Genomic DNA, 23,149 nt, shown 5'->3' with positions numbered 1-23,149 from the left:
GGGCGGGAATGCTGTCCACCCGTGTGACGCGAGCATCGAGCAGGAAGGCGAAGTCGCAGCCGAGGGCGGCGAGGCCGCTGCAGCCGAGGCGAGCGAAGCCGAACAGGCCGTCGTTGCCGAGGTGGTGTTGGCCCAGCCCGAGGTTGCCGCAGAAGCTGCGCCGGTAGCTGAGGCCGCTGAAGCAGTGGCGGAAGAAGCCGTTGCCGAAAAGCCGAAGCGCAAGCCGCGGGCCCGCAAGGCCAAGACAGCTGATGCCGAAGCGCCCGTGGAAGTGAGCGCCGAGGCGCCGGTTGCTGCAGAAGCCCCGGTTGCTGAAGAGGCAGCCGAGAAGCCCAAGCGCAAGCCGCGCACGCGGAAGAAGGCTGAGCCCGTGGCGGAAGAAGCTGCGGCTGGGGTCGAGACTCCGGCCGAAGTGGCGCCGGCCGCTCCCGCCGCTCCCGCTGCTGCCGAGGAGCCGGCGGTCGCCGAAGCCAAAGAAGCCCGGCCGAAGCGCCAGAAGAAGGAACTGCCGCCGGAAGGCGTCGTGGTTTCTTCGAGCGCCAAGCCGGCTGAAGAGGCTGCGCCCGCTGCGAGCGAAGGCGACGCTGAGCCGGACAAGAAGAAGAAGGTCGGCTGGTGGCAGCGCCGGCTGGGTCTCGGCTAGGAATTTTGAGGGCGGCCTTCGGGCCGCCCTTTTCGTCTCATGTCTCGCGCTGCCCGCCTGCTCGACCTGCTGCAATTGCTGCGAAACCGCCACCAGCCGGTGACGGGACCGGATTTGGCGCGTGAACTGGGTGTTTCGATCCGCACGCTCTATCGCGATATCGCGACCTTGCAGGCGCAGGGTGCGGACATTCAGGGAGAGCCGGGGCTGGGTTATGTGCTGCGGCCGGGATTTACGCTGCCGCCGCTGATGTTTTCGGCTGATGAGATCGAGGCGATCGTCTTGGGTTCGCGCTGGGTGGCGGCGCGGGCGGACGACGATAGGCTCAGCGCTTCGGCGCAGCAGGCGATGAGCAAGATACTGGCGGTGTTGCCGGCGGAGCTGCGGGATCGGGCCGAGGCGACCAATCTGCTGGTGGCGCGGATCGGACTGGAGCCGGCGCAGGTGGATGCGGGGCAGATGCGGTTGGCGATCAGGAACGAGCGCAAGCTGGTCATTCGCTATGATAACCTCAGTGGCGCGGCAACGGAGCGGGTGATCTGGCCGTTCATGATCGGCTTTTTCGAGAAGGTGCGGATTGTCGCTGCCTGGTGCGAGATGCGGCAGGATTTTCGCAGTTTTCGGGTGGACCGGATTAGCGCCATGACCGTGTCAGAGGAGCGTTATCCGAAGCGGCGGGCGGTGATGCTGAAGGAGTGGCGGGAGCGCGAGGGGATTGCGCCGCCGTGAGCCACTGCCGGAAACTGGCAGTCCCGGCTGCTAGGAGTTCTCCATCGAAAGGAGAACGCCATGCGCACCCTCAATTACATCCTGCTGGCCGTTGCTAACCCTGCCGCAAGCGAGAAATTCTACTCGGGCCTTCTGGGCGTCAAGCCGGTCGAAAACTCGCCGACCTTCGTCCTCTATGTCCTGCCGAACGGCATGAAGTTTGGGCTGTGGATCAAGGACGAGATCGAGCCGAAACCGCTGCCGGTGGGCGGTGTCGAGGTGACGTTTACCGAGGACGACGAGGCGTCGGTTCAGGCAACCTATGCAGACTGGTCGGGCAAGGCGAAGGTCTTGCAGGAGCCAGTGACGATGGACTTTGGCTTTACGTTCGTGGTGGAGGACCCCGACGGGCATCGGATCAGGGTTTTCACGCCGCCAGCAAGTCGCCGTCGGGGCTAGGCTAGACGCAGATGCTTCAACACCCGCTAGCTGTCATCCCGGCCAAGAGCCGGGATCCATCCCGAGATCTCAAGATGGGCCCCGGCCTTCGCCGGGGTGACATCGGTGGGGAGACTGCTTCGGTTAGAACCTGAAGCCGCTTCTGGCTCTCCAATCAGGAGTTCGTATAGCGATAGACCACGTCGCCCTCGTCCTGCACGGGGGCGCTTTCGTCTCGAACGCCGCCGAGGCGGGCGGAGACGGCCATGGAGCGGTGGTTTTCGGGATCGAAGTAGCTGACGAGGGTGGGCAGGTTCAGGTTGGAAAATGCCCAATCGCGGAGAGCTTCGGCGGCCTCGGTGGCGTAGCCGTGGCCTTCAAAGCCGTCATAGAGGAGCCAGCCGAGTTCTTTTTCGGGGAAGAGTGGGCCGTGGTTGATACCGACCTGGCCGACGCAGGTGCCGGTTTCCTTGATGTCGATCATCAGGGCGCCGTGGCCATAGAGGGACCAGAGGGCGACGTCGTGGCAGAACATGCCCCAGGCGCCGCGTTGGTCGAAGGGGCCGCCCATGTAGACGGCGCGCGGTGACGCCATGAGTGCGGCATAGGCCGGGAAATCATCCATGCGCGGGGCGCGGAGGATAAGGCGGAGCGTTTCAAGGGTTGGGATGGTCATGAGCCGGCCGCGAGGAAGGTTTTGAGGCGGTCGAGCGCAAGATCGACGGTGTTGCGGGTGCCGGCATAGCTGAAGCGGATGAAGCCGTGGCCGTCGACGCGGTCGAAGTCGACGCCGGGGGTGGCGGCGATGCCGGCTTGCTCCAGCATCGATTCACAAAAGGCCAAGGAGTCGTTGGAAAACCTCGATATTCCTGCATAGGCGTAGAAGGCGCCGTCGGCCGGGGCGGCGAGGTCGAAGCCCAGATTCTGGAGGCCGGCGGTTAGTGCCGCACGGTTGGCGGCGTAGCTGGCTTTTTGTTCTTCGGAATAGTCACGTTCGTTGAGGGCCGCGGTTGCTGCGATCTGGCTGAGCGTCGGGGCCGAAATGAAGAGGTTTTGCTGCAGGATTTCGGCGCGGCGGATCAGGGCTTCGGGGAGCACCATCCAGCCGATGCGCCAGCCGGTCATGCAGTAGTATTTGGAAAAACTGTTGATGACGATGGCGTCCGACGTCAGTTCGAGCGCCGAGACCGAGGGGCCGCGATAGTCGAGGCCGTGATATATTTCGTCCGAGATCAGGGTGACGCCGAGGCGGCGGCAGGTTTCGATGATGTCGGCGAGACCGGCGCGGTCGATGGCGGCACCGGTGGGGTTTGCCGGGCTGGCGAAGAGGAGGCCTTCGAAGGGGTTTTCGCGGTGGGCGGCTTCGATGTCGGGGCCCGTAAGATGCCAGTTGTTCGCGGCGGTGACGGGGATTTCGGCATAGTCGAAGCCGAGGCCGATGAGGGTGTTGATATAGGCAGGGTAGCCCGGGCGGGTGATGGCGACGCGGGCGCCAGGGCGGAAGGCGGTGTGAAAGGCAAGGATGAAGCCAGCCGACGAACCCATTGTGGCCAGAATCATTTCCGGGTTCACGGAGACGCCGTGCTGCTCGGTGTAATAGCGCGACAGAGCCTCGCGGAGGTCGAGGCGGCCTTTGGCGCTGGTATAGCCTTGCGGATCGGGCAAGGCGCGGGCGACGGCTTCGAGGACTTTTGGGGCGGGCGGGTGACCGGGTTCGCCGAGCTCCAGATGGCAGATGGTGCGCCCCTGCCCTTCCAGCACCTTGGAACGGTTGAGAATGTCCATGGCGAGAAACGGCATGAGGCCGTCGGCTGCGGGGGTCATAGGCGGCTCCTGTTGGCTACCCCTCGATTGTCACCCCGGCGAAGGCCGGGGCCCATCTCGAAATCTCAGGATGGGCCCCGGCCTTCGCCGGGGTGACAGCCGGTGGTTGTTGATGCGATCTACCGGCAACCATGGCCGTGCTCAACAACAATTGAAGCAAGGCTTTAGACTGCGGCAATTGTCCGGTGCCAGATTGGCTGGAGGTCTGCTAGAAGGCCCTAGCGCAGAATCTCCGGGAGCACCCTTCTTATGAATCGTCTGTCTATCGTGCTGGCCGCCGTGGCGGGAATTCTCGCGGGGGCACTGGGCTATTCCCAGCTCAATCGGCCAGAGCCGCAGACAGACACGGTGGCGGTGCGTGCCATTGTCGAAAGCGTGCTCAGCGAGCATGACGCGACTGCCAGCGCGGCGCCGCAGACCGTGGCGGCAATCGATCCGGCAGTGCTCAACCCGATGATCGAAAGCTTTTTGATGAGCGACCCCAAGCTGCTGCAGCGGCTGTCGGTGGCGCTCGACGAGACGCTGCGCACCGAGGAAAGCGCCAAGGCGCAGGTTGCCATCACCGAAATGCAGGACGCGATCTTCAATGATCCGGGTCAGGTCGTGCTGGGTAATCCTGAGGGCGACGTGACACTCGTCGAATTCTTCGACTACAATTGCGGCTATTGCCGTGCGGCGCTGCCGGACCTGGCGACGCTGCTGGCGGAAGATCCGAACCTGCGGGTCATTCTCAAGGAATTCCCCATTCTTTCCAATGAATCCATCGATGCGGCACGCGTGGGCGTGCTCGTCGGGGAAGCGGATGTCGACTATTGGGCTTTCCACGAAGCGCTGTTTTCAAGCCGTGGCAAGGTGGACAAGGCTGTGGCGCTTGATGCCGCCAGTTCGCTGGGGCTGAGCAAGGTTGATCTGGAGCTGAAGATGGGCGAGCCGAGCGTGGCCAAGACCATCCAGACATCCTATGAGATCGCCCAGGCGCTGGGGATTACCGGGACGCCGACCTATATCATCGGCAATGAGATCATCCCGGGTGCGATCGGGGTCGACGATCTCAGGACGCGCATTGCCAATATGCGGGCTTGCGGACAGTCGGTGTGTAGCTGACGCGAGTATCCTAGCCCACGCGAGATGGATTGCCGGGACAAGCCCGGCAATGACGACGGCTGAGGGCTAAGGTGTCCTTGTCGAGCCGTTAGCCCGAATCTCGCCCGACTCTCCGGTTAGACGCGCGGAAAGCACCGAGGAGGCTCGCCTTTTCGGTGCAATTCGTGTAACCGCCCTTGCACCGCCGGAAAGAGCCGGTGCACAACGAAAAGACTATGGCAAAGCACGTTCTCGTCCTCAACGGCCCGAACCTCAACATGCTCGGCAAGCGCGAGCCCGGAATCTACGGCGCTCAGACTCTTGCCGATGTAGAGGCCATTTGCAGGGCCAGTGGCGACGAATTCGGCCTTACCATCGATTTCCGCCAATCCAATCACGAAGGTGAGCTGGTCACCTGGATCCAGGAAGCGCTCGGCACGGCCGACGGCATCCTGATCAATCCCGGCGCCTATTCGCACACTTCGGTGGCAATCTATGACGCCTTCAAGGCTGTCTCCTTGCCCGTGGCGGAAGTCCATATCAGCAACATTCATCAACGCGAGGCCTTCCGGCACCATTCATATGTGTCGGCAGTCGCCTTCGGCGTCATTTGCGGCTTTGGTACGCTGGGGTATAGATTGGCCCTGGAAGCCATGGCTCAGAAACTCGCATAACGCTTCGACTGGAAGCCGGGAGACCGACAAGAATGACCAAGTCATCGCAGGTGGATCAGGACCTGATCCGCGCCATCGCCGAACTGCTCAACAAGGAAAATCTCGCCGAGATCGAGATCGAGCAGGAGGACCTCCGGGTCCGCGTGACCCGCTCCTATCCGGTTGAAGCACCGGCCTACGCCCCTGCCCCGCAGTATTATGCGCCGCCCGCCGCGCCGGCTGCTCCTGCTGCCCCGGCCTCGGTGGTTCCGGCCGCTCCCGCGAGCAAGGAAGACCTCGCTGCCAATCCCGGCACGCTGACTTCGCCGATGGTGGGCACCGCCTATCGTTCGCCTGAGCCGGGCAAGCCGCAGTTTGTCGATGTCGGCACCAAGGTGACCGAAGGCCAGACGGTTCTCATCATCGAAGCGATGAAGACCATGAACCAGATTCCGGCGCACCGTTCGGGCACCGTCACCCGCATTCTCGTGGACGACGCCCAGCCGGTCGAATATGGCGAGCCGCTCGTCGTCATCGAGTAAGGAGGGACTTTCACGTGTTCCAGAAAGTCCTGATCGCCAATCGCGGCGAAATCGCCCTGCGTATCCTGCGCGCCTGCAAGGAACTGGGTATCCAGACCGTTGCGGTACACTCGACGGCTGACGCCAATGCCATGCATGTGCGCCTGGCCGACGAAAGCGTCTGCATCGGCCCCAATGCGGCCAAGGACAGCTACCTCAATATCCCGTCCATTCTCGCGGCCTGCGAGATCACCGGGGCGGATGCGGTGCATCCGGGCTATGGTTTCCTGTCGGAAAACGCCCGGTTTGCCAAAATTCTCGGCGAGCACAATGTGACCTTCATCGGTCCTTCGGCGCACCATATCGAAATCATGGGCGACAAGATCACCGCCAAGAAGACGGCGGTGGAGCTGGGCATTCCCGTGGTTCCAGGTTCGGCCGGAGCGGTCGAAACCGAGGCCGACGCGCTCAAGACCGCCAAGGAAATTGGCTATCCGGTGCTGATCAAGGCGACGGCCGGTGGTGGCGGGCGCGGCATGAAGGTGGCGCAGAGCGAGAAGGACGTGCTGGTTGCATGGTCGACGGCACGCTCGGAAGCCAAGGCCGCCTTCGGCAACGATTCCGTCTATATGGAAAAGTACCTCGGCAAGCCGCGCCATATCGAAGTGCAGGTGCTTGGCGATGGCCAGGGCAATGCCGTGCATCTTGGTGTGCGCGATTGCTCGTTGCAGCGCCGCCACCAAAAGGTGTGGGAAGAGGCCGGCGGCCCGACCATTACCGTGGAAGAGCGCGACCGCATCGGCGAAATCTGCGCCGCAGCCATGCGCAAGCTGAGCTATTCGGGCGCGGGCACGATCGAGTTTCTCTATGAAAACGGCGAGTTCTATTTCATCGAAATGAACACCCGTTTGCAGGTGGAGCACCCGGTTACCGAGCGCATTACCGGCATCGACATCGTCTACGAACAGATCCGTGTCGCTTCGGGCGAAAAGCTGTCGATGACGCAGGACAAGGTGCAGTTCTATGGCCATGCCATCGAAGTGCGCATCAATGCCGAAGATCCGCAGACCTTTGCGCCCTCGCCGGGCACGATCACCTTCTACCACCCGGCCGGTGGCGTCGGTGTGCGCGTCGATTCCGCTGTCTATCAGGGCTACAAGATCCCGCCCTATTATGACTCGCTGATCGGCAAGCTGATCGTTTATGGCCGCACGCGCGAAGAGTGCCTCAAGCGCCTGAGCCGTGCGATCGACGAGTTCGTGGTGGATGGTGTGAAGACCACCCTCCCCCTGTTCCAGCGCCTGATCAAGCAGCCCGACATCATTGCCGGCAACTACGATATTCATTGGCTGGAAAAGTTCCTGGCCGAGAACAAGGCCTGACAACTCAAAGGGGCGCTTTGCGCCCCTTTTCCATTTTTGCTGACTGAGCATGGCCCGCCCTACCGATCCCTTTGACATCGAGGTGACGCCCGAGCTGATCGTTCGGGCCTATCGCGCCGGCATCTTTCCCATGGCGGAAGATGCGGCGGATGAGGACCTGTTCTGGGTGAGCCCCGAAATGCGTGGGATCATGCCGCTCGATGGATTTCATGCATCGAAGAGCCTCCGGAAGGCGATGCGGAAATCGGGGTGGGATATTCGCGTCGATAGCGATTGGGACGGGATTATCGAAGGCTGCGCCACGGTTGGTGAGGACCGGTCGACGACCTGGATCAATGGGACGATCCGGGCGGTCTATGGCGAGCTTTTCCGGCGGGGCGTGGCGCATACGGTGGAAGTCTGGGACGGGGTTGATCTGGTTGGCGGGCTTTATGGGCTGGCCATTGGCGGGGCGTTCTTTGGAGAATCCATGTTCCACCGCCGGACCGATGCCAGCAAGATGGCCATGGCGCATCTGGTGGAGCGGCTGAATGTCGGGGGATTTCAACTGCTCGATACGCAATTCGTGACGCCGCATCTGGCTTCGCTCGGGGGGATCGAGATTCCGCGGGCTGACTACGAAGACAAGCTGGCTCAGGCGCTGGCAGTCACTGGGAATTGGGGAGCGTTGAATGAACCCGCGTGAGCGACTGCCGCATCAGTTGAAGTCATTGCAGGCGCGGGAATGGGAGCCTGTTACCATTGGGGAGTCGCAGGCCTCGGTTTGGCGGATACCGATGGGCGAGAGTGCGCTGTTTCTGAAGGCCGAGCCGGCGCACGACTTGGATGAGATGGGCGACGAATTGCTGCGGCTCGATTATCTCGCGGAGATGGGCTTTCCGGCGCCGCGCGTGGTCGACCATGTCATCGGCGATGACTTCAACTGGCTTCTCATGACCGCGGTAAAAGGCAGGGATTTGACTCACCTGGGGGACGAACCTCAGGTTTTGATTCAGGTGCTTGCGGATGGATTGAAGCGGCTGCATGCGCTTGATCCGGCCAATTGCCCGTTCGATCACTCGCTCGATCTGCGGCTGCGGGATGCCGAGGCCAATGTCATGGCCGGGCGGATCGACGAGACGGATTTTGACGATGAGCGGATGGGCTGGACGGCGCAGCAGGTGTTCGACTGGCTGGCGAGCAATCGGCCGGAGGAGACTAATCGCGTGGTGACGCATGGCGATGCGTGTCTGCCGAATTTCTTAGCGGATGGTACGCGATTTGGCGGCGTGGTCGATTGCGCGCGGCTAGGCGTGGCGGATCGCTGGCAGGACCTGGCGCTGGCGTGCCGGAGCCTCGAATTCAATGGCGGCGAGAATTACGTTGCCGATTTCCTCGCTGCCTATGGGGCGGAGTTCGATGCCGAGCGCTATGCGTATTATTGCGCCTTGGACGAGCTGTTTTAGGGCAATGCTAGAGGCTCTCGATCTGTCCTAAATCTCGATGTCATCCCCGCGAAAGCGGGGATCTCTGTTTGCGACGGGGCCCAAAAACGGAGGTTCCCGCTTTCGCGGGAATGACACCGTGGTTGGGTTGAGATTTCGCGCACCTAGTCTCTCAGCTTGAACGACAGCGTCGTCACCCAATCCTCCATATCCGGAACCTCGGCGGGGTCGGATTCGTAGATTTCAAGGCGGCAGGCGAAGTGGTCGCCGTCGGGCTTTTCTTCCATATCGAACTTTTGCTGCGTCAGGTTTGCCCAGCCGATCAGCATGCCGGTGACGGTGATCAGCTTGTCGGGGTGGCCGGTCCAACTGAGGCCGAGAAAATTACCGGAGGGGAGCGTGCCGTTTTTCACCTGCCCCTCTTCGGGGCCAAGGGCTTCGACGGGAATGCCGGCTTCCACGTCGAGCGTTTCTTCCATGTTGATGCGGCGGTAGTTGTAGAAGGCGGCGCCGGCAGGCTTGAGGCCATGCTTTTCGAGATGGGCGAAGAGCTGCGGGAAGCCTTCTCGGGCCGGCTTCTGCATCTGTCGCATGGTCACGGTGAACGGCACGTAGATATAGGGCTGAGCCTTGCGCTTTTCGGTCTTGGGCAGGGTCAACATGGGCGGTTCTCCTTCCAAAAAATCAATCGACCTGGGCGCCGCCGGTCGTGTTGGCGAGGGTGGCGGTCATGCTGGAGGCGAGGTCGCTGGCGAGCAGCACCACCGCATCGGCCACCTGCCCCAGCGAGGCAATGCGGCGCAGCGGTGTGTCCTTGGCGACTTCGGCATGCATTTCCTCGAACGTGATGCCCTTTTCGCGCGCATGGATCAGCCAGGCTTCGCGCACGCCGGGAGCGTCGGGCGAACCGGGGGAGCGGACCCAGCAGCAGCGCACACCCTTGGGACCGTTTTCGGCGGCGAGATGGCGAAGGAAATGTTCCACCGCGGCGCAGGCGATGCCGAAGCCGCCCATTTCGGTATAGGCCTCGCGGGCCGCATTGGCGGTAATGCCGAGGATGGCGCCGCCGCCGTTTTCGCCCATATGCCGGGCCATGACGCCGCCGACATTGAACCAGGATTTTAGGCCGCGCTCGACGGGCATGATGAACCGATCGTAGTTGAGATCGATGATCGGCGTGCCCTGGGCATCGCCCCAATCGATGGCGCTGAAGACGATTTTCACGGGGCCGCTGATTGCGACGAGGTCCTGAAGATGGTCCTCGACCGAGGCGCGGTCGAGGGCGTCGGCTGTGCCGACATGAACTTCGGCACCGGTGCGGCGCAGCTCTTCTGCCGCCTGTTCCAGGCGTTCGCGGCCCCTGGCGACGAGATGGACGATGGCGCCTTCGCGCGCAAAGGCTCTGGCGACTGCGCCGCCTACGGCGCCGCTGCCGCCATAGACGACGGCGACTTTTCCCTTCAGCAACATCTTTTACCCTCCCTCATCGAGCCAGCATTGGCCATTCATGGCCACGACGGACGAGGATGGAGGATTTAGACAGGGTCTTGGCGAATTATCGCTGGTCGGGCGGCGGCACGTTGGTGCTGGTTTTGCACTCGATCAGCCAGACGTCGTAGACGGGGTGATCGACGGCGTTGAGAGCGGGGCTATCGGCGAACATCCAGCCGGTAAAAATGCGCTTGGCGGTACCGTCGAGGGAGCGCTGGTCGACTTCGAGAAAGGCCGAGGTGCGCTGCAGGGTGTCGGTGGCGGGACGGTCGTAGCAGGCGCGCGGCGTGATCTCGAGGGCACCGAAGAGCACGGTTTCGTCGATATAGACGTCAAAGCGCGTGATGCGGCCGGTGATCTTGTCGAGACCGGCAAGGGTCGCGACAGGATGGGCCATGGGCTGGGCGCTGGCGGGCGCAACAGCAAGCGCCAGCCCGAAGAAGGCCAGCGCGGCAAAAAGGCGGGAGAGGAAGCGCAGAGGCATGGGCCCTTATTCGGGCGACCAAGCCTGATAGTCGCCGGTGACGCGCGGACGCTCGCCGCTTTTGAGCAAGCTGCCATCGGGGCGGTAGGCTTCTACCGTGCCGGTGAGATTGGCCTGGTGCGGCTTTTCCCAGGCGCGCGGCTTGTAGTTGGCATCGGTCGGGACGACGTCGGTGCGGTGGTGCATCCAGCCGTGCCAGCCGGGCGGGATGGCCGAAGCATCGGCGTAACCGGCATAGGTCACGTAGCGGCGGTTGGCCTTCTTGTCCTGATAGTAGCGGTTGCCGAATTCATCGGAGCCGACATAGTTGCCGAAGCGCTTGATCCAGAGACGCGTTCCCCAGGTCTGGCCACGCCACCAGGCGAAGATTTCAGTGAGGAATTGCTTGGTATCAGACTTGGCCACGGGACGATTCCGCTCATCGTGTATGATTTGTAGGGCGGTTTATCATGCAAGCCGCGAGGAGCCTAGACCAAAGCGACGCATTTTGGTTGCAAGTTGCCGGGAGCGCCGGCAGCCGCAGGCCGGGAGGAGAATGAGGTGAGGCTTTCTGCTTTTCTTAGAGTCTATTACGCCTATGCCTTCCTGTTCGACTTCATCTTTGCCTATGCCGTCTATACGGCGCTGTTTTCGCTCGAAGGGCTGAGCACGAGCCAGATCGGGGTGCTGCTGGCGTTCTGGTCGGCCTCGGCGATTGTTTTGGAAATGCCGTCCGGGGCGCTTTCGGACCATTTTGACCGCAGGGTGCTGCTGGTGCTGGCGCCTTTGGCGAAGGCGGGGACATTTGTGCTCTGGGGGATCGCGGGGGGTGATTTCTGGCTTTATGGCGCCGGCTTTCTGCTCTGGAGCCTGGGCCAGGCGATGCAATCGGGGTCGCGTGAGGCGCTGCTTTATGAGCGCATGGCGGCCGAGGGGCGGACGGCTGAGTTCGACAAGGTGCTGGGACGGGACAATGCCGCAGAAGGGTTGGGCATTGGGCTCGGCACGCTGTTTGGCGGCTTTGTTGCCTATCAGGGTTTTGAATGGGCCATCTGGCTTTCCATTCCGCCGCTGCTGGTTGCCTCTGTTCTCGCCTTCTGGCTGGAAGATGTCCGGCGCAAAGGCGTGACCAAAGACGAGGACGATCCCGGGGGCTATTTCGTCCATTTCAAGCATGCCTGGGCCGAGTTTCGCGAGCAGGCTGAACTGCGCTTCGTGACGACCTATATCGCGACCGGCCTCTTGGTCTTCCAGGTGCTTGAGGAGTTCGACGAGCTCTACTTTCTCGCCGTATCGCTGCCGGTCTGGGCCTGGGGGATCGTGGCGGCCGGTGTCGAGGCGGTCTATGCGCTGATGAGCATTCATGCCTATCGGCTGGCGAAGCGGCCGTGGCTTGCCTGGGTGCTGCCGGCCGTAGGCGGGGTCTTGCTGGTTGCGGCATCGCAGGGCCAGACGGCGCCCTACGTCCTGCTGCTTGCGGCCGCCTATATCGTGGTGGCGCCGGTGACGGTGCTGGCCGAAGCGCGGTTTCAGAGGATCATGGAAGGCAAGAGCCGCGCGACGACGACCTCGGCGCTGGTCATGGCCGAGAACGTGGTTGGTATCGTGGCGACGTTGGGATTTGGGTTTCTGGCTGATTGGGTGGGCATTCTCCCATCCTATGGTTGGGCGGGACTGGTCATGGCGCCTTTCGTACTCTGGGTAGTCTTGCGGCAGAGGCGCGGATTTCGGGCGACCGACTAGCCCCTATTTCCCGTCACAAGAGAGGTCTAGGCTTGCACATCGGCCAGCGAGAGGAGACAGCCATGACCGTACGTCTCAATCCCTATATCAACTTCAGCAGCAATGCCCGCGAAGCGCTTGCCTTCTATCACTCGATTTTCGGCGGCGAGCTGCACCTGTCGACCTATGCCGAGGGCGGCATGCCGCACGATCCGGCGGAGGCGCAGAAGATCATGCATGGCCAGCTCGATGCGCCTAATGGCATGACGCTGATGATCGCCGACGCGCCGGCCAGCATGCCCATCCCCGAAGAGAGCAATATTTCGGCATCGCTGAGCGGCGACGACGAGGCGCTGTTGCGCGGTTACTGGGACGGTCTTTCGGCCGGCGGACAGCCGATGATGCCGCTCGAAAAAGCGCCGTGGGGCGATACTTTCGGCATGTTGGTCGACAAATTCGGCGTGAGCTGGATGGTCAATATCGCTGGCCAGCCGGCCTGATCCCGCAAGGCGGGCCTGCGGGCCCGCCCTCCCCTCAATCACATTTGCATGGCGCAGGCGAACCCTCGCACTGCCAAGGCGTTGTGCCGTCATCTCGCAGCAACAGGGAGACGAGAGATGGCACAGATGCACCATCGCGGCGGGCTGGTGCCCCAGGAAACCAATTTCGACAATGCGGACCAGGCGGGCATTGCCCAGCCATACAGCCAGAGCGAAATCGAAGACCTGCTCTATGGCGATGACCGGCCGGTCGACGAAAGACTGGCGCGACTGCGCGAGATGCGCGACGAAGCGGCCATTCGCGAAAGCGGCGACTGGGGCGATGAAGACCCGGCAGCCATGCTCGATGAACTCGATAGGGCCATCGAGGAGTTGAGCGGGGATCGCGAGGCGACGGACAGCAATTTCGGCATCGAGGATGTGGTGCTGGACGATCCGGCCAACCACTCCCACGCCCTATCGCCCGACGATGTCGATGCGCTGGAACGCCTCGCGGGAGAAAGCCTCGAAGACGACGAGGACAGTTTTTACGAGGAAGACGAAGACGGCCCAGCGGATGATGACCACTGGGCCGGCAGCGAAGAATTCCGGCACTAGGGCTTTTGGGCGCCGCTGACGGCCAGGTAGATGGCATAGACCGAGGTGGTGGCGGTGATGAAAAGCCGGTTACCTCTCGGTCCGCCAAAGGTGAGGTTGGCGACGCCTTCGGGCACGTTGATGCGGCCGAGCAGCGTGCCATCGGGCGCGTAGCAATGGACGGCCGGGCCACCGCTGGTCCAGAGATTGCCGTGAACGTCGACCCGCATGCCGTCGGGAATGCCGCTGTCGAGGGTGCAGAAGGTGCGGCCATTGGCGAGGGTCTTGCCGTCGACGACGTCGAAAACACGGATCATGCGCGGGTGGTCGAGCTTATGGCTGGAGCCGGAATCGGCGACATAGAGCCGGTTTTCATCGGGTGAAAAGGCGAGGCCATTGGGCTGGAGGAAATCGGTGGCGACGGCGGTCAGGTGGCCGCTGTCTGGATCGAGGCGATAGACGTTACGCGTTGCCTGTTCGGGCTCGGCCTGGAAACCTTCGTAGTCCGTGAGGATGCCGTAGGTGGGATCGGTGAACCAGACGCCGCCATTGGAATGCACCACCACATCATTGGGCGAATTGAGGCGCTTGCCTTCAAAACGGTCGGCGAGGACGGTGATCGTGCCGTCATATTCGGTGCGGGTGACACGGCGCGAGCCGTGTTCGCAGGAGACGAGGCGCCCCTGGCGGTCGCGGGTATTGCCATTGGAGAAGTTGGAATTGGCGCGATAGACGGAAACCGTGCCATCGGGCTGGTAGCGCATCATGCGATGGTTGGGGATATCGCTCCAGAGCAGATAATCGCCATCCTTGAACCAGACTGGCCCCTCTGCCCAGCGGCAACCGGTATAGATTTGCTCAAGCTGAGCGCTGCCGATGATGAGATCGCGAAACCGCTCATCGATGACTTCGTGAATTGTGGCCGACATTTCTTCCCCTCCGGCGGCAGGAAAGCTGTGCCCTGCCAAGACCCTGCCGCAAATGTGGCGGACAAGGCTGAGGCGACCATAGTTTGGGGTTTTGCGCGCGGCAATGCCGCCGCTGGCGGATTAACCTCACATCAGGTTCGCCGTGAGAGTTTGGCGGCAATCGGCCCCACGAGCCCAAAAAGGATTCCAATGAAAACCTCGTTTCTTCGTATCGCCGCCCTCGGTGTTGCCCTTTCCGCCACGATCGCCATTGCCGGATGCTCGATGATGGGCGGCGGCGGCGCGCCAGTGGCCCTCGCCTCGGGCCTGACCGCCCGTATGGACCAGCCGAATGCACGCCTTGATCGGGCGCAGGCGATCGACCTGATCAATGCCTATCGCTCGACCCGCGGCGTTCCGGCGCTCGTGGCCGATACGGGGCTTGATGGCACGGCACAGGCGCTGGCTAATCAGTATGCCCAGACGGGCACGGCTCCGGCGACGCCGGCGGGTATGACCGTGATGAAGCTCAGCGCGGGTTATGCGACCTTTGCCGATACGTTCTCGGGCTGGCGCAATAGCCCTGCCGACGCGGCGGGTCTCGTGGCGCAGGGCAGCAAGGCCGGCCTTGGCGTGGCCTATAATGCGGCCTCGAGCTACGGGGTCTATTGGGTACTCGTCGTTGCCAACTGAGCCGGAGGTGATCGACGCCAGGGGGCTGAAATGCCCCCTGCCCGTGCTGAAGCTGGAAAAGAAGCTTGAGGGATTGGCGAAAGGGAGCGGGCTAACAGTGCTCGCGACCGATCCCATGGCGGCGATCGATATTCCGCTTTATTGCCGGCAGCGCGGACATGCGTGCGAGGCGAGCTCTGAGGGCGAGGTGCTGCGGTTTGAAATCGTGGCGGGGTAGCCCGACTAAACGCTCAATTATCTAGCGTCGTCATTGCCGGGCTTGTCCCGGCAATTCACCTTGGCTGCGGCATGGACCATCGGAACAAGCCCGGTGGTGACGATGGCGGAAGGTGCTTTTACCTGAACACAGGCCGCGGGCGGGGATAGGGGATGCCGGGATTGGTGGCGAGGTCCAGGCCGGGACGGAGGCCGGCTTCGGTGGCCGTGTTGGCCGCGACGTCCTGAACAACTGGAAAAGCCGGAGTGTGAGCCGGGCGCGGGCGCGGCAGGACGATGCCGGTGCGCACGCGGCCGAGGTCGGTGGCGACGTGTTCCAGCGCGGCGACGGTGTCGGTGAGATAGCTCGGCTGGCCCTTCAAACCCATTGGAAAGGCCGCTTCCTGGGCCTTCACATATTCGGCGGCGCCCTTGCCGCAGATATTGGGGCGCATGTCGACCGGCGCGGCGCCGACGGCATTGGGGAGCGCGAGGATATTCTGGCCGGTGCCGGTCGCAGCGCCCGAAAGGCCCTTGAGGAAGAGTTCGGCGGCGCGTTCGTTGCGATCGCGGCCAGAGGAGCCGCCGAGTACCACCGCCATGAGGCGGCGGCCATTGCGGTCGACGTCGGCCACGAGATTGAGGCCCGAGGCGCAGACATAGCCGGTCTTCATGCCGATGGCGCCGGCGAACGTGGTCAGAATTTCGTTCTGGGATTCGAGCTTCTGGCCGTTGATGCGCACGACACTGGTGCGGAACATCTGCATGTATTGGGGGAAGCTCTGCTCGATATAGAGCGAGAGAATGGCGAGGTCGCGGGCCGTGGTCACCTGGCGCGGATCGTGGAGACCATTGGCGTTGACGAAATGCGTTGCCGTCAGGCCCATGCGCTGGGCGACGTCGTTCATCTTGGCGACGAAGCTGGCCTCATTGCCGCCAATGGTTTCGGCAATGGCCACCGCCATATCGTTGGCCGACTTGACGATGAGGATGTAGAGCGCGTCTTCCATGGAGACCGAGGTGTCGACCTTGAGGCCCGAGCGGCTGGGCGCCTGGCTCAGGGCGTATTTCGAGAGGGTCACCGGGGTTTCGAGTGTTATCGTGCCCTTGGCGATTTCCTCGAAGGCCACATAGGCGGTCATCAGCTTAGTGAGGGAAGCCGGGTGCCAGGGCTGGCCGGCATCCTCGGCGTAGAGCACCTGCAGGGTATCGCGATCGACGAGGAGGAGCGGGGTCGCGAATGCCGGCACCAGGCTTGCAAAGCTCAGGACAAGGGCAATGGCAAAACGGCGCAACAACAGCACGGGGAATCTCTTAAGCAGGTCTTACGGGGACGCGGCCACTCTTAGCAGCGTCCTCCTGAAGCCTCAAGAAATGGGGCAAAGTTTGACGGGACCGTGAATGGGCTGCTGACGCAGATTGTCGCGGCAAAGAGAAATCCTGACGCTCGAACCAATAAGGATCACGTCATGACCACCTTTGTTACCATTCTCACGCCCGGCTATGCCGATTGGGAAACCGCCCTGCTCAACGCTGCAGCCCGCAGCTATTATGGGATTAATACGCTTTTCGCGACGCCGGATGGCGAGGAAGTGGTTTCCTCGGGCGGGCTGAAGGTGACGCCGCACATGGCGGTGGCGGATATCAATGTCGACGAGATCGATGCGCTGCTGGTGAATGGCGGGACCATCTGGAGCACGCCCTGCGCGCCAGATATTGCCGAGGTGTTGCGCAAGGCACACGCTGCCGGCAAGACCGTGGGCGGGATCTGCGACGGGACGCTGGCGCTGGCGCGGGCGGGACTGCTCGATGAGGTGGCGCATACGTCCAATGGGCCGGAGAGCCTGCCCGACACGGGCTACAAGGGCGTTGAGCACTATCGGGATCAGCCGCAGGCGGTGCTTTCAGGCAAGATCGTTACGGCGCCGGGAACCGCGCCTGTCAGTTTCATGGGGGCGGTGTTTGAATCGCTCGGCATGCGCAATGGCGATATGGACTTTTATCTCGGGCTTTATGGCAGCGAGCATAAGGCGGCTTAGACCGACTTGCGCGAGGGCCTCTCGTTGGTCGTCACCACCGGGCTTGTCCCGGTGGTCCCCCAGCGCCGATTGAGCGGGAGGCTTGCTCCTGCATCGGGCCTTGCTAGACGGGCAGCATCAGGATCGTGCTGCGCTTGATGGTGGCCGTCAGCGGCAGGTCGGCTGAAGACTGGCCGATGCGGAGAGTGAAGTCGCCGGATTCGACGAGCCAATGCTTTGCCTCGGTGCGGAAGAAGGCGAAGGAGCGGGCGTCGAGGGTGAGGGTAACCTGGCGGCTCTCGCCGGCTTCGAGCGCGACCTTGGCGAAGGCCTTTAGTTCCTTGGCGGGACGGGGCGACGAGGATTCTGTGTCGGACACGTAGAGTTGGACGACAGTGGAGCCGGCGCGGGCGCCGGTGTTCGTGACTGTCACGGTAGCGGTGACATTGCCGTCGGCTTCGAAGCCCCTGTCGTCGACGGTGAGATCGCTGACCGAAAAGGTCGTGTAGCCGAGGCCGAAGCCGAAGGGATAGAGCGGGGTCATGCCGAGGCGATCGTAGTGGCGATAGCCGACGAAGATGCCTTCTTCGTAGCGGACCTTGCCTTCAAGGCCCGGATAGACTTCGCGGTCCTGGCTATGGGCCGGATTGTCGGACCAGCGCACTGGAAAAGTTTGCGGCAGGCGGCCGCCGGGTTCGGCTGAGCCGGTTAGGACGTCGGCGATGGCGTTGCCGGCTTCCTGGCCGGGGTACCAGGTCTGGACGACGACGCGGACGGAGTTGATCCAGGGCATTTCGACGGGGCCGCCGGTCTGGAGGACTACAACCGTGTTCGGGTTGGCCTGAGCCACGGCGGCGACCAACTCGTTCTGGCGGCCGGGCAGTTCGATGCCGGGGAGATCGCTGCCTTCGGTGTCCCACTCGCCGTTGCGGCCGATGAAGACCACGGCGACATCGGCATTGCGGGCCGTGCGGACGGCCTCGGCTATATCGGCGTCGCCGAATGGCAGGCCGATGCCGCAGGCGAAGGCGGCGAGGCCGAGGGTGGCAAAGTGCTTGGTGGCGAACTCGATCGTCACGTCATAGGTGCGACCGGCTTCGAGATCAGCGGTGCCGACGACTTCGTCGCAGCCCTCTTCGAAGAAGGTGCGGCCCTTGGTCCAACTGGTCCAGGCATCGGCAACGAGTTTTCCGTCGACGAATACCTTGGCGAAACCGGCGGAGTAGATGCCGACACGGTGGGTGCCGGACTTTTCAGGCGTATAGGTGGCGCGGACGCGGGCGGAGAAATGCAAGGGATCGACCTTGCCGTCAGCCACGTGGCCGATCCAGAAGGCCTGGGCGTCTTCCTGGGTGCCGATATGGACAGGCTCGCCTGCGAGCTTCTCGTTGGCGAAATACTCGACAGTCATTGTGCCGCGGAGGAGTGGTTCGAAGCGGTCATTGCCGCAGCCCACGGCGTAGGAGAGCTGGTCTTCGCCAAGCTGGGCGACGAGGCCTTCCCAAGGCGAGACGCGATAGTGGGCGTTGAGCTGGGCACTGCCGCCGCCCATGATCTGGGCACGCTTGGCATTGGGGCCGATGACGGCCACGCGGCTTTCGGGCTTTAGCGGCAGGGCGCCGTTGTTCTTGAGCAGCACGGCGGCTTCGGCACCGGCACGGCGGATCAGGGCGCGGTGCTCGGGGCGGTCATTGGCCTGTTCCTGATGGGGGCGGTGATCGTCGAGCGAACCGACGCGCTCCATAAGCCGCAACATGGCGGTTACGCGCTTGTCGAGCGTTTCGGCGGAGACTGCGCCCGCGTTGACGGCGTCGATGAGCTTTTGGCCGCGGTCGCGGGCGGGGCCCGGCATTTCGAGGTCGAGGCCGGCATTGATGGTTTCGGCGGTCGAGTGCGAGCCGAACCAGTCGGACATGACGATGCCATCATAACCCCATTCATTGCGGAGGACGGTCGTCAGCAGCCAATTGTGCTCGGAGGTGAAGGTGCCGTTGAGGCGGTTGTAGGAGCTCATGACGCCCCAGGTGCCGGCCTTCTTGACCGCCCATTCGAACGGGATGAGGTAGATTTCGCGCAGGGAACGTTCGTCGATTTCGCTCGACATGGTCGTGCGCTCGATTTCGCTTTCATTGCCGACGAAATGCTTGATGGTGGCGCCGATCCCCTGCCCTTGCAGGCCTTTTATATAGCCCACCGCCAGCTCGGCGGAGAGGAAGGGATCTTCCGAATAGCATTCGAAATTTCGGCCATTGGTGACCGAGCGGTGGATGTTGACTGTTGGCGCGAGCAGCATATGCGCGCCTTTGGATTTGACTTCGTCGGCGAGGGCCGCGCCGATTTCTTCGACCAGAGCAACATTCCAGGTGGCGCCGATGGCGATGCCGACGGGAAAACTGGCGGATTTGACCCCGCCGATGAGCGAGCCGCCACCGCGGGCGCCATTGGGGCCATCGGTAACGCGGAGCTTGCCGATGCCAAGGCGAGCGACAGCGGGAACCGACCAGAAATCCTCGCCGGAGAGGATGGAAACTTTCTCCTCAAGCGTCATTTCCGACAAAAGCTGCTCGATGCGATTGGTCACCGTATTCTCCTCCGGGCGCAATAGTTGCGAAAAAAGACAGGCCCCGGAGGAGCCTGTCAATCGGTCTATCAGTGATGTTTGGACTCAGCGTGGGCTGATCGGCGCCTTGCGCAACCGGCCCCAGAGAACGAAGAGCGAGAGAGCCAGGAGGACAAGATTGACCGGCAAGACCTGGAATTCGCCGCGCATGCTGTGCAGGCCGATGGCGAGGACCTGGATGGTGGAGAAGCCGAGCGCCGCGAGAGGCGTCAGGAAGGGTGCGATGCGGGTGGCGGCGGGCAGGATGATACCGATGGCGCCCAGTACTTCCATAGTGCCGATGAAGCGGGTGAGCAGTTCGGGATAGTCGCCGGCATAGGCCATGCCCGAGGCGACCAACGCGTCGATGGGTTGGGTGAGCTTCATGAAGCCCGCCATGACATAGACGGCTGCGAGGATCACCTGCGCAACCCAAAGGCCGATATTCCATTTGTTCATAGGTCGTTTCCCCCTGTTGACCATTCGTCACACTAGTCACAACTAGTAACTGTGTCTATATAAGTGCCCAAGTACCCGAACTAGGAGGCACAGCCATGTCACTGACCGATACATCCAAGCACTCGAACTGCTCCGCGATGTCCGATGTGCTGAGCCGCATTGGCGACAAGTGGAGCGTGATGGTCGTCGGCATGCTGAGCCGCAACGGCACGCTGCGCTTCAACGAACTCAAGCGCCTGATCAACGGCGTTTCGCAGCGCATGCTGACGCTGACCCTGCGCAATCTCGAGCGCGATGGGCTGGTGAGCCGCACGATCTATCCCGAGGTGCCGCCGCGGGTGGAATATAGCCTGACCGAAATGGGCAAGACACTGCAGGAGCCGATCAACGCCCTGTGGGATTGGACCGCGGAAAACCATCACTCGATCATCGATGCGCGCGATATCTACGATCAGCGGCAGACTGCCGTGGAAGCGGCGGAGCCGCGCAAGATTGCCTATGCTCGCGGGCAGTAGGTAACGGAACCTCACCCACTTGCATAACCAAGTCTTCGTCATGGCCGGGCTCGTCCGGCCATCCATTTGGTATGCGCGTATGGGGAGATGGACCACCGGGACAAGCCCGGTGGTGACGATGGTGGAGGGTGCGGTGCCCCTGCCCCGCGCCTGCTCGAACTGAAAATCAGCTTTCAGACGGCGCCATGTGCACGAAACGATTGGCGTCGGTTCCGCGCGTGCCGGCTTCCAGCACTTCTCGGCGGGCTTCGGCGCGGCGGCTGAAAGGCAGGTTCAGGGCGGCGACGAGCGCGCGGTATTCCTGGCGGGCGCTGGAGTGGGACATGGACGGGACGCCGCCGAGCAGCTCGTCGTCCAAGGGATCGAATACCGTCATGCCGGTGGGGAAGAGTGAGCGGAAGATCACGCGCTCGGCAATGCCATCGGAGACGCGGCAGCCGAGGCGCATGGCGATGCGCTCGAGCATGGTCTGCACCTGCCGCATGTTTCGCGACGAGAGCATGGAAATGCGGTTGCGCACGAGCACCCAATCGATGGTGCGGCCATCGATGGCGAGGCGCTCGGAGCGGGCGCGCTGCACGAGGCGGGCATAGTGGCTGAGTTCGCGCGGCTCGCCGGTGACGGGATCGACATGGGCCATGACGTTGAGGTCGATGAGGCTGTCATTGACAGGGGTTACCAGCGTATCGGCGAGCGAATGGGCGAGGCGCGTCAGGTTGGTGTCGAAGCCGGGCGTGTCGATGACGATGAATTCGCTCGACTGCTCAACCTCGGCAATGGCCTGGCGGAAGAGGTCGAATTCGACGCGGTTGTTTTCCTTGAGGGAATCGCCGCGGGCCAGAGGCAGGTGGAAGTGGGTGGTGTGCGGCAGGCTGAGGCCGCGCTGCCGGGCCCAGTCACGGCGATTGCGCACGTAGTGGGTCAGTGTCTGTTGGCGGCTGTCGACGTCGATGGAGGCGACCTTGTAGCCCTGGTAGAGCAGATAGATGGCCAGATGGAAGGCCGTGGTCGATTTGCCCGACCCGCCCTTTTCATTGCCTACGACGATGACATGCGCCGCCTGCCGAACCATCATGCCCCCAAATCAGTCGTCGGATTCTCGACTCTCCACGCCTTATGCACAAGTGGGGCGAAGATTAACAATCGTTAAACGATTAATGCGACGCGATTACGGGGGTTCACAACAGGCCGAGGCGGGCCAGTTCGGCGGCGATCTCGACCGAGTTTTCCGCGTCATTGGCCGCGATATCGGGCGGAGCGTCCTTGGGCTCGAGATAGCGCCAGCCCTGGAAGGGGCGTTTGGGATAGGGAATCGTACGGACGAGTTCGGGCGACATGATGATGTCGCAGTAGTCCTTGCCCTCGGCATCGGTATAGGGCGCGAGGCGCAGAATCGGCTGGCGGCAGACGATGGAGCCGGCAATGACCCAATAGATCGAGGCTATGCCTTCCATTTCAGCGGCACGCTTGGGCATCATGCGGGTGCGATGGACGTGGACATCCTCGCCATAGTCGGCACCCCACCAATGGGCGCGTTCGTTGCGATAGCTTTCCAGCTCCTCGAAGCTGGAAATGCCGACGCAGAGTTTGACCATATGAATCATACGATAGTCCCGGGGGCGACGCGGCCCTGGATGACGTCGATCTCGTCGCGATCGATGACCCAGGGTTCGTGGAGCGCCAGTTTCAGCCAGTCCTGGAAGGCCGGCAGGCTGTATATGGCTTCGACATAGCTGTTGGCCATGTCGGAGATGGGTAGGGCATAGGTGCGAAGGCGCGTTGCGACCGGGGCGAACATGGCGTCGGCGGCAGAGAATTCGCCGAAGAGGAATGGACCGCCGGAGCGCGACAGGAATTCGCCCCAGAGCTGCTCGATGCGGTGCAGATCCTGGCGGACGAGGTCTGGATCGACCTTGCCGGGATGGGAGGCGCGCAGGTTCATGGGCGCGTTGCTGCGAAGCGCATTGAAGCCGGCATGCATTTCGGAGGCTGCGGAACGCGCCAAAGCACGGTCTCGTCTGTCGGCGGGCCAGATGTGCTTTTCGGGATATTTGTCGGCCAGGTATTCCATGATCGCCAGGGTCTCTGGAATGACCAAATCCCCGTCGATCAGGACCGGCACCTTGCCGGTTGGCGATCGGGCCGCGAGAGCCTCGGTCCAGCCTTCGCCCGAGAGCATCAGGACTTCGTCCTCGAAGGGTAGATCGAAGTGGCGCAGGACCAGCCAGGGGCGGAGCGACCAGGACGAATAGTTGCGGTTTCCAATGAGCAGTTTCATGCGAAGGACCTTGCTGCAAAAGGAAGGGCGCCCTGTGGCAAGGGCGCCCTTCCCTA

The 23,149-nt window shown here is 62.6% G+C and carries 28 protein-coding genes and 1 pseudogene; 16 read left to right on the top strand and 13 right to left on the bottom strand.

Annotated features, from left to right (window positions below):
- The 3 genes and pseudogenes from JP75_RS26480 to JP75_RS07085 form a co-directional block, all read left to right on the top strand.
- Positions 1–643 (top strand): annotated as a pseudogene (locus JP75_RS26480) (hypothetical protein); the annotation flags it as partial.
- A gap of 39 nt (positions 644–682) precedes the next feature.
- Entirely contained in the window at positions 683–1,372 is a 690-nt protein-coding gene (locus tag JP75_RS07090; RefSeq protein ID WP_035080971.1) for a helix-turn-helix transcriptional regulator, read from the top strand.
- A 60-nt stretch (positions 1,373–1,432) separates the two neighbouring features.
- Positions 1,433–1,810: a VOC family protein gene (locus tag JP75_RS07085; RefSeq protein ID WP_035080968.1), complete on the top strand. Its 378-nt coding sequence runs from the start codon at positions 1,433–1,435 to the stop codon at positions 1,808–1,810.
- 154 nt (positions 1,811–1,964) lie between these two features.
- Here JP75_RS07085 and JP75_RS07080 read toward each other — a convergent pair whose 3' ends face one another.
- Both JP75_RS07080 and JP75_RS07075 read right to left on the bottom strand, forming a co-directional pair.
- Complete coding sequence (locus JP75_RS07080; RefSeq protein WP_035080966.1) at positions 1,965–2,465, bottom strand: GNAT family N-acetyltransferase; 501 nt, start codon at positions 2,463–2,465, stop codon at positions 1,965–1,967.
- Positions 2,462–3,613, bottom strand: a complete 1,152-nt coding sequence (locus JP75_RS07075) for a pyridoxal phosphate-dependent aminotransferase (RefSeq protein WP_035080964.1) — start codon at positions 3,611–3,613, stop codon at positions 2,462–2,464. Before JP75_RS07075 ends, JP75_RS07080 begins: the two co-directional genes overlap by 4 nt.
- 249 nt (positions 3,614–3,862) lie before the next feature.
- Here JP75_RS07075 and JP75_RS07070 point away from each other — a divergent pair, with 249 nt between their 5' ends.
- The 6 genes from JP75_RS07070 to JP75_RS07045 all read left to right on the top strand — a co-directional run bounded on the left by JP75_RS07070 (position 3,863) and on the right by JP75_RS07045 (position 8,697).
- The gene (locus JP75_RS07070; protein ID WP_051960451.1) at positions 3,863–4,717 is read left to right on the top strand and encodes a DsbA family protein; all 855 of its coding nucleotides are present in this window, start codon (positions 3,863–3,865) and stop codon (positions 4,715–4,717) included.
- A 215-nt stretch (positions 4,718–4,932) separates the two neighbouring features.
- The gene (gene aroQ / locus JP75_RS07065) at positions 4,933–5,370 is read left to right on the top strand and encodes a type II 3-dehydroquinate dehydratase (RefSeq protein ID WP_035081023.1); all 438 of its coding nucleotides are present in this window, start codon (positions 4,933–4,935) and stop codon (positions 5,368–5,370) included.
- Between the two features lie 32 nt (positions 5,371–5,402).
- Complete coding sequence (gene accB, locus JP75_RS07060; protein WP_035080962.1) at positions 5,403–5,891, top strand: acetyl-CoA carboxylase biotin carboxyl carrier protein; 489 nt, start codon at positions 5,403–5,405, stop codon at positions 5,889–5,891.
- A 14-nt stretch (positions 5,892–5,905) separates the two neighbouring features.
- Complete coding sequence (accC, locus tag JP75_RS07055) at positions 5,906–7,252, top strand: acetyl-CoA carboxylase biotin carboxylase subunit (RefSeq protein ID WP_035080960.1); 1,347 nt, start codon at positions 5,906–5,908, stop codon at positions 7,250–7,252.
- A 49-nt stretch (positions 7,253–7,301) separates the two neighbouring features.
- Complete coding sequence (gene aat, locus JP75_RS07050) at positions 7,302–7,937, top strand: leucyl/phenylalanyl-tRNA--protein transferase (protein ID WP_035080958.1); 636 nt, start codon at positions 7,302–7,304, stop codon at positions 7,935–7,937.
- Positions 7,924–8,697 carry an APH(3') family aminoglycoside O-phosphotransferase gene (locus JP75_RS07045; protein ID WP_035080955.1) on the top strand — a complete coding sequence of 258 codons (774 nt, stop codon included), beginning with the start codon at positions 7,924–7,926 and terminating at the stop codon, positions 8,695–8,697. The genes aat and JP75_RS07045 overlap by 14 nt, the downstream gene beginning before the upstream one ends.
- A 143-nt stretch (positions 8,698–8,840) precedes the next feature.
- Here JP75_RS07045 and JP75_RS07040 read toward each other — a convergent pair whose 3' ends face one another.
- From JP75_RS07040 to JP75_RS07025, 4 genes are all read right to left on the bottom strand, one after another.
- On the bottom strand, positions 8,841–9,338 hold the full coding sequence (locus JP75_RS07040; protein WP_035080953.1) for a GyrI-like domain-containing protein: 498 nt from the start codon (positions 9,336–9,338) through the stop codon (positions 8,841–8,843).
- Positions 9,339–9,360: 22 nt separating this feature from the next.
- Complete coding sequence (locus tag JP75_RS07035; RefSeq protein ID WP_035080951.1) at positions 9,361–10,146, bottom strand: SDR family NAD(P)-dependent oxidoreductase; 786 nt, start codon at positions 10,144–10,146, stop codon at positions 9,361–9,363.
- Between the two features lie 85 nt (positions 10,147–10,231).
- The gene (locus JP75_RS07030) at positions 10,232–10,651 is read right to left on the bottom strand and encodes a DUF2155 domain-containing protein (protein ID WP_035080947.1); all 420 of its coding nucleotides are present in this window, start codon (positions 10,649–10,651) and stop codon (positions 10,232–10,234) included.
- Positions 10,652–10,657: 6 nt separating this feature from the next.
- Positions 10,658–11,056: an NADH:ubiquinone oxidoreductase subunit NDUFA12 gene (locus JP75_RS07025; RefSeq protein WP_035080945.1), complete on the bottom strand. Its 399-nt coding sequence runs from the start codon at positions 11,054–11,056 to the stop codon at positions 10,658–10,660.
- A gap of 135 nt (positions 11,057–11,191) precedes the next feature.
- Here JP75_RS07025 and JP75_RS07020 point away from each other — a divergent pair, with 135 nt between their 5' ends.
- The 3 genes from JP75_RS07020 to JP75_RS07010 all read left to right on the top strand — a co-directional run bounded on the left by JP75_RS07020 (position 11,192) and on the right by JP75_RS07010 (position 13,449).
- On the top strand, positions 11,192–12,373 hold the full coding sequence (locus JP75_RS07020) for an MFS transporter (protein ID WP_035080943.1): 1,182 nt from the start codon (positions 11,192–11,194) through the stop codon (positions 12,371–12,373).
- Positions 12,374–12,435: 62 nt separating this feature from the next.
- On the top strand, positions 12,436–12,852 hold the full coding sequence (locus JP75_RS07015) for a VOC family protein (RefSeq protein ID WP_035080942.1): 417 nt from the start codon (positions 12,436–12,438) through the stop codon (positions 12,850–12,852).
- 117 nt (positions 12,853–12,969) lie between these two features.
- Positions 12,970–13,449, top strand: coding sequence for a hypothetical protein (locus tag JP75_RS07010; RefSeq protein WP_035080939.1), 480 nt, complete (start codon positions 12,970–12,972; stop codon positions 13,447–13,449).
- On the opposite strand, the gene JP75_RS07005 is transcribed toward JP75_RS07010, so the two are convergent.
- Positions 13,446–14,357, bottom strand: a complete 912-nt coding sequence (locus JP75_RS07005; protein WP_035080937.1) for an SMP-30/gluconolactonase/LRE family protein — start codon at positions 14,355–14,357, stop codon at positions 13,446–13,448. The genes JP75_RS07010 and JP75_RS07005 overlap by 4 nt on opposite strands.
- Before the next feature lie 189 nt (positions 14,358–14,546).
- On the opposite strand from JP75_RS07005, the gene JP75_RS07000 reads away from it, so the two are divergent.
- Together JP75_RS07000 and JP75_RS06995 are read left to right on the top strand one after the other, a co-directional pair.
- Positions 14,547–15,029, top strand: a complete 483-nt coding sequence (locus JP75_RS07000; RefSeq protein ID WP_051960450.1) for a CAP domain-containing protein — start codon at positions 14,547–14,549, stop codon at positions 15,027–15,029.
- Positions 15,030–15,036: 7 nt separating this feature from the next.
- Positions 15,037–15,246 (top strand): sulfurtransferase TusA family protein, encoded by a 210-nt coding sequence (locus tag JP75_RS06995; RefSeq protein ID WP_244446271.1) that lies wholly within the window; start codon positions 15,037–15,039, stop codon positions 15,244–15,246.
- A gap of 118 nt (positions 15,247–15,364) precedes the next feature.
- On the opposite strand, the gene JP75_RS06990 is transcribed toward JP75_RS06995, so the two are convergent.
- Entirely contained in the window at positions 15,365–16,528 is a 1,164-nt protein-coding gene (locus tag JP75_RS06990) for a D-alanyl-D-alanine carboxypeptidase family protein (RefSeq protein WP_051960448.1), read from the bottom strand.
- Positions 16,529–16,693: 165 nt separating this feature from the next.
- Here JP75_RS06990 and JP75_RS06985 point away from each other — a divergent pair, with 165 nt between their 5' ends.
- Positions 16,694–17,263, top strand: a complete 570-nt coding sequence (locus JP75_RS06985) for a DJ-1/PfpI family protein (RefSeq protein ID WP_035081016.1) — start codon at positions 16,694–16,696, stop codon at positions 17,261–17,263.
- A gap of 103 nt (positions 17,264–17,366) precedes the next feature.
- Here the strand turns inward: JP75_RS06985 and JP75_RS06980 are convergent, their stop codons facing one another.
- Together JP75_RS06980 and JP75_RS06975 are read right to left on the bottom strand one after the other, a co-directional pair.
- Positions 17,367–19,790, bottom strand: a complete 2,424-nt coding sequence (locus tag JP75_RS06980; protein WP_035081013.1) for a beta-glucosidase — start codon at positions 19,788–19,790, stop codon at positions 17,367–17,369.
- Between the two features lie 117 nt (positions 19,791–19,907).
- Positions 19,908–20,300 carry a DoxX family protein gene (locus JP75_RS06975; RefSeq protein WP_035080933.1) on the bottom strand — a complete coding sequence of 131 codons (393 nt, stop codon included), beginning with the start codon at positions 20,298–20,300 and terminating at the stop codon, positions 19,908–19,910.
- A 95-nt stretch (positions 20,301–20,395) separates the two neighbouring features.
- Between JP75_RS06975 and JP75_RS06970 the strand changes: the two genes are divergently transcribed.
- Positions 20,396–20,815, top strand: coding sequence for a winged helix-turn-helix transcriptional regulator (locus JP75_RS06970; protein WP_035080931.1), 420 nt, complete (start codon positions 20,396–20,398; stop codon positions 20,813–20,815).
- Positions 20,816–20,981: 166 nt separating this feature from the next.
- Here JP75_RS06970 and JP75_RS06965 read toward each other — a convergent pair whose 3' ends face one another.
- The 3 genes from JP75_RS06965 to JP75_RS06955 all read right to left on the bottom strand — a co-directional run bounded on the left by JP75_RS06965 (position 20,982) and on the right by JP75_RS06955 (position 23,093).
- Positions 20,982–21,890 (bottom strand): division plane positioning ATPase MipZ, encoded by a 909-nt coding sequence (locus tag JP75_RS06965; protein WP_244446270.1) that lies wholly within the window; start codon positions 21,888–21,890, stop codon positions 20,982–20,984.
- A gap of 103 nt (positions 21,891–21,993) precedes the next feature.
- Entirely contained in the window at positions 21,994–22,419 is a 426-nt protein-coding gene (locus tag JP75_RS06960) for a DUF1489 family protein (RefSeq protein ID WP_035080927.1), read from the bottom strand.
- Positions 22,416–23,093, bottom strand: a complete 678-nt coding sequence (locus JP75_RS06955; RefSeq protein WP_035080925.1) for a glutathione S-transferase family protein — start codon at positions 23,091–23,093, stop codon at positions 22,416–22,418. The genes JP75_RS06960 and JP75_RS06955 overlap by 4 nt, the downstream gene beginning before the upstream one ends.
- Positions 23,094–23,149: the final 56 nt, after the last annotated feature.

The sequence above is a fragment of the Devosia riboflavina genome, from assembly GCF_000743575.1.
Taxonomy (GTDB): domain Bacteria; phylum Pseudomonadota; class Alphaproteobacteria; order Rhizobiales; family Devosiaceae; genus Devosia; species Devosia riboflavina.
Note: the sequence above shows the minus strand (reverse complement) of the source record. Positions and strands in the feature narration are given on the sequence as shown.

Bases quoted from the DNA above. Each gene is read 5' to 3' on its own strand.
- JP75_RS07090 (WP_035080971.1), top strand. From the start codon at position 683: ATGTCTCGCGCTGCCCGCCTGCTCGACCTGCTGCAATTGCTGCGAAAC.
- JP75_RS07085 (WP_035080968.1), top strand. From the start codon at position 1,433: ATGCGCACCCTCAATTACATCCTGCTGGCCGTTGCTAACCCTGCCGCA.
- JP75_RS07080 (WP_035080966.1), bottom strand. From the start codon at position 2,465: ATGACCATCCCAACCCTTGAAACGCTCCGCCTTATCCTCCGCGCCCCG.
- JP75_RS07075 (WP_035080964.1), bottom strand. From the start codon at position 3,613: ATGACCCCCGCAGCCGACGGCCTCATGCCGTTTCTCGCCATGGACATT.
- JP75_RS07070 (WP_051960451.1), top strand. From the start codon at position 3,863: ATGAATCGTCTGTCTATCGTGCTGGCCGCCGTGGCGGGAATTCTCGCG.
- aroQ (WP_035081023.1), top strand. From the start codon at position 4,933: ATGGCAAAGCACGTTCTCGTCCTCAACGGCCCGAACCTCAACATGCTC.
- accB (WP_035080962.1), top strand. From the start codon at position 5,403: ATGACCAAGTCATCGCAGGTGGATCAGGACCTGATCCGCGCCATCGCC.
- aat (WP_035080958.1), top strand. From the start codon at position 7,302: ATGGCCCGCCCTACCGATCCCTTTGACATCGAGGTGACGCCCGAGCTG.
- JP75_RS07045 (WP_035080955.1), top strand. From the start codon at position 7,924: ATGAACCCGCGTGAGCGACTGCCGCATCAGTTGAAGTCATTGCAGGCG.
- JP75_RS07040 (WP_035080953.1), bottom strand. From the start codon at position 9,338: ATGTTGACCCTGCCCAAGACCGAAAAGCGCAAGGCTCAGCCCTATATC.
- JP75_RS07035 (WP_035080951.1), bottom strand. From the start codon at position 10,146: ATGTTGCTGAAGGGAAAAGTCGCCGTCGTCTATGGCGGCAGCGGCGCC.
- JP75_RS07030 (WP_035080947.1), bottom strand. From the start codon at position 10,651: ATGCCTCTGCGCTTCCTCTCCCGCCTTTTTGCCGCGCTGGCCTTCTTC.
- JP75_RS07015 (WP_035080942.1), top strand. From the start codon at position 12,436: ATGACCGTACGTCTCAATCCCTATATCAACTTCAGCAGCAATGCCCGC.
- JP75_RS07010 (WP_035080939.1), top strand. From the start codon at position 12,970: ATGGCACAGATGCACCATCGCGGCGGGCTGGTGCCCCAGGAAACCAAT.
- JP75_RS07005 (WP_035080937.1), bottom strand. From the start codon at position 14,357: ATGTCGGCCACAATTCACGAAGTCATCGATGAGCGGTTTCGCGATCTC.
- JP75_RS07000 (WP_051960450.1), top strand. From the start codon at position 14,547: ATGAAAACCTCGTTTCTTCGTATCGCCGCCCTCGGTGTTGCCCTTTCC.
- JP75_RS06985 (WP_035081016.1), top strand. From the start codon at position 16,694: ATGACCACCTTTGTTACCATTCTCACGCCCGGCTATGCCGATTGGGAA.
- JP75_RS06980 (WP_035081013.1), bottom strand. From the start codon at position 19,790: ATGACGCTTGAGGAGAAAGTTTCCATCCTCTCCGGCGAGGATTTCTGG.
- JP75_RS06975 (WP_035080933.1), bottom strand. From the start codon at position 20,300: ATGAACAAATGGAATATCGGCCTTTGGGTTGCGCAGGTGATCCTCGCA.
- JP75_RS06970 (WP_035080931.1), top strand. From the start codon at position 20,396: ATGTCACTGACCGATACATCCAAGCACTCGAACTGCTCCGCGATGTCC.
- JP75_RS06965 (WP_244446270.1), bottom strand. From the start codon at position 21,890: ATGATGGTTCGGCAGGCGGCGCATGTCATCGTCGTAGGCAATGAAAAG.
- JP75_RS06960 (WP_035080927.1), bottom strand. From the start codon at position 22,419: ATGATTCATATGGTCAAACTCTGCGTCGGCATTTCCAGCTTCGAGGAG.
- JP75_RS06955 (WP_035080925.1), bottom strand. From the start codon at position 23,093: ATGAAACTGCTCATTGGAAACCGCAACTATTCGTCCTGGTCGCTCCGC.